Origin of the sequence: Microcystis sp. M179S2 (assembly GCF_020245805.1) — a bacterium.
In the GTDB taxonomy this organism is placed as follows: Bacteria; Cyanobacteriota; Cyanobacteriia; order Cyanobacteriales; family Microcystaceae; genus Microcystis; species Microcystis aeruginosa.
The window spans coordinates 1-2,887 of record NZ_JADBUE010000077.1 but is presented as its reverse complement, the minus strand read 5'-3'; the positions used below and the strand labels follow the sequence as shown (position 1 = coordinate 2,887).

Annotated in this window: 5 protein-coding genes; all 5 read left to right on the top strand. The window is 52.2% G+C overall.

Going from position 1 to position 2,887, the window contains the following annotated elements:
- Nucleotides 1–200 precede the first annotated feature (200 nt).
- Nucleotides 201–431 carry a hypothetical protein gene (locus IM500_RS04375; protein WP_287737801.1) on the top strand — a complete coding sequence of 77 codons (231 nt, stop codon included), beginning with the start codon at nt 201–203 and terminating at the stop codon, nt 429–431.
- 251 nt (nt 432–682) lie between these two features.
- Entirely contained in the window at nt 683–1,051 is a 369-nt protein-coding gene (locus tag IM500_RS04370; protein WP_287737800.1) for a Nif11-like leader peptide family natural product precursor, read from the top strand.
- Between the two features lie 52 nt (nt 1,052–1,103).
- A complete protein-coding gene (locus tag IM500_RS04365; protein WP_079210240.1) occupies nt 1,104–1,307 on the top strand; it encodes a bacteriocin in 204 nt (67 codons plus the stop codon).
- 16 nt (nt 1,308–1,323) lie between these two features.
- A complete protein-coding gene (locus tag IM500_RS04360; protein WP_287737799.1) occupies nt 1,324–2,574 on the top strand; it encodes a nif11-class peptide radical SAM maturase 3 in 1,251 nt (416 codons plus the stop codon).
- A gap of 217 nt (nt 2,575–2,791) precedes the next feature.
- On the top strand, nt 2,792–2,887 hold a 96-nt coding region (locus IM500_RS04355), incomplete at its 3' end, for an RRXRR domain-containing protein (RefSeq protein WP_287737802.1).

Here is a 2,887-nt window from a genome sequence, read left to right as displayed (position 1 = left end):
GTGGCACAGGGACTCGCAGAAGTAACCGATACCCTTCCCCCCTGTCGAATCCGGCAAAACTGTCGCTGGTGGTTACAGGAAGGAAAAGCCGCTTGTCTGCGCTGTCCGCAGGTTGTCACTGACAACTATAATCCTTCCGAAACTTTCGTGAAGGTTGCCGAACCCGAATCTTAACCCTATTAAATAGGAGTCTAATTACCATGGCTAAAATTCATATTTCCGATCTACAGGTGAACTCTTTTCAAGAATCTCTTGAAACTGCGATCAATCGCGCGATCGAGACTCGCAACATTCAAGGCGGTTTTGCACGAGCACTGCTAAAACCACCAACAATACTGGGAAAAATAATTCGTCCGCCCCTCATTGCCGGATTTATCTACCAACCGAGCCTCCCATCACTCCCGAATATTAAGCAAGGACCCATTTTATAGCGGTTTTCAGTCTAATAAGGTATAGTAAATCCCTTGATAGATAGGCGTTTCAGCGTTTCAATCGGGACTCACTTCTGTGAAAACCGCTATAACCGCCTATCGTTAGATTAGCTGAATCTCCCCCGTCGCGGGAGTTGGGGGGTGTTGCCTCTTGCAAGAGTGCCTCATCTCCACAAGCAATTTAAATGCTGAACAGCTTATCTACCAACCGTATCCTCCCATCACTCTCAAATTCTAACAGGAGTTAACTTATGGCTCTCGAACAAGTTCACGCTTTTTATCAAAAAGTCGCCTCCGATGAATCCTTCCGTTCCCGAATCCAATCGGTGAATAGCAAAGAAGAATGCAGCGAGATCGTCAAGGCTGCGGGGTTCGATTTCACACCACAGGAATTCGAGGAATACACCGCACGAATTCTAGAGTCCGATCGCCCCGATGAAGAAGTTACAGATTTAAGCGAGGAAGATTTAGCGGCGGTCGCAGGTGGATTTATCGGCGGTTTTCGATTTCGTCCGATGTACGGTCTGCCACCCAACCGCAAGCCTAAATGGCCTATTCCAGGTGACGGAATCGCTCGACCGATGTACGGATTACCGGCAGATCGTTTCCGGGATTTCTAATTGCAACCGACTCATAAATTTTATCGAGTATTAAACTTCTAAGGAGCTAACTATGTCTTTCGATCGCACCCCGAATTTTACCGAAAAACTAGCAACCGATCCCGATTTTCGTTTAAAGGTTTTGGACGAAATCGCCACCGATGACGAACTCAAAACCCTAACCGAAGAAGACTTAAAAGCGATCGTCGGGGGATGGATGCAACAAGTATACGGCTCGACCAGCGGTGGCGGTGGCGGTCGTACTTACTACGCCTAAATCGAGGATAATTCCAATGACCGAATACCGTCGCATCAGCTACGCCGTGTGGGAAATTACCCTAAAATGTAACCTCGCCTGTCAGCATTGCGGTTCCCGCGCCGGCCACACCCGTAGCCACGAACTTACCACTGAAGAGGCCCTCGATCTCGTCCGTCAACTGGCCGAAGTGGGCATCAAAGAAGTTACCCTGATCGGGGGAGAGGCCTTCCTCCGTCCCGACTGGCTCGATATCGCCCGGGCGATCACCGACGCGGGCATGATCTGCGGTGTCACCACCGGCGGCTACGGCATCACCCTCGACACCGCCCAAAAGATGAAAGACGCGGGGATCAAAGTCGTCTCCGTCTCCGTGGACGGATTAGAGGCTACCCACGATCGCCTGCGGGGGAAACCAGGTTCGTGGCAATGGGCTTTCCGCACCATGGGCCACCTCAAACAAGCCGGTATCCCCTTCGGTTGCAATACCCAGATCAATCGCCTTTCTGCCCCCGAATTTCCCCGCATCTACGAAAAAATACGCGATGCGGGCGTATTTGCCTGGCAGATCCAGTTAACCGTCCCGATGGGTAACGCCGCCGATAACTCGGAAATTCTCCTGCAACCCTACGAACTCCTAGAACTATACCCGATGGTCGCCCGTGTCACCGAGCGAGCGCGACGCGAGGGGGTAGACGTACAACCGGGCAACAATATCGGCTATTACGGCCCCTACGAACGTTTATTGCGGGGAGGGGATGCGTGGACATTCTGGCAGGGGTGTAGTGCCGGACTGGCGGCACTGGGTATCGAGGCCGACGGAGCGATCAAAGGCTGTCCCTCCCTTCCCACCGCGGCCTATACCGGGGGCAATATCCGCGATCGCTCCCTGCGCCAGATTATCGAAGAGGCCGAAGAACTGCGCTTCAACCTCGGTGCGGGAACCCCGAAGGGAACCGATCATCTCTGGGGATTCTGTAAAACCTGCGAGTTCGCCGAACTCTGCCGCGGTGGTTGTAGTTGGACGGCTCATGTTTTCTTCGATCGCCGCGGCAATAACCCCTACTGTCACCACCGGGCCTTAAAACAAGCGGAGAAGGGAATCCGAGAGAGATTCTACCTCGATCGCCCCGCTGCGGGAATTCCCTTCGATAACGGTCAATTCGCGCTGGTAGAAGAACCCTTCCATTCTCCCCTAGCCAATGATCCCCTCGCCTTCAGTGCCGACGCGATCCAATGGCCAGAAAGCTGGCAAAACAAAACCCCCGTACTCACCCCCACAATCTAACCGTCACTAACCCCGCCCTAAAAGCGACGGGGCTTGCCTAGACCAATTTAGGCGCCGCAAGTAGAGACTACCGCATCGAGACACAATCTGGCACAGACCTCCGAATACTTCCCTAGTTCGGATTCCCTCTAAGCTTTATTGGTAAAGCGTTGTTAGACAAGACATCTTGATTGTGTTGCGGTAAGGGACTTTAACTTTACTCTTAATGATTATCTCCATGGCAAGAGTTCCTGTTATCTCAAAAGACGGAAAACCTTTGATGCCCACCAAATCCAGTCGGGCCAGACGGTGGATTAAAGAAGGAAAAGCTATC